Source organism: Pseudomonas sp. 2995-1, assembly GCF_002742505.1.
Lineage (GTDB): Bacteria > Pseudomonadota > Gammaproteobacteria > Pseudomonadales > Pseudomonadaceae > Aquipseudomonas > Aquipseudomonas sivasensis.
Map to the genome: position 1 here is coordinate 1 of NZ_LJSA01000424.1, position 280 is coordinate 280.

1 protein-coding gene is annotated in these 280 nt (G+C 40.7%); it reads right to left on the reverse strand.

The window, feature by feature from the left end; all coding sequences use genetic code 11:
- A partial coding sequence (locus tag AOA61_RS21875) for an aconitase family protein (RefSeq protein ID WP_305886526.1) occupies positions 1-232 on the reverse strand: 232 nt, incomplete at its 3' end.
- Positions 233-280 lie beyond the last annotated feature (48 nt).

Sequence of the window (280 nt, forward strand, 5' to 3'; positions counted from 1 at the left end):
GATTTGTTCCCCAAGAAACTTGAGGCTCAATTTCATCTCCATTAATCTCTACAGTAGCGTCGTAAGTAGCATCTTCATCTGTAGCTAGTGCTTTCCATTCTTTTACAGCCTTCTCAAATGCTTCACCTTCTGGTACATGGCGTTTCCCTTTTAAAAACTCGAAAGTTTTTTCGTCTGGGCTAATTAAACCAGCACGAGCACCAGCTTCAATAGACATATTACATACAGTCATACGTTCTTCCATTGTAAGATTACGGACGGCTTCACCAGTGTATTCGAT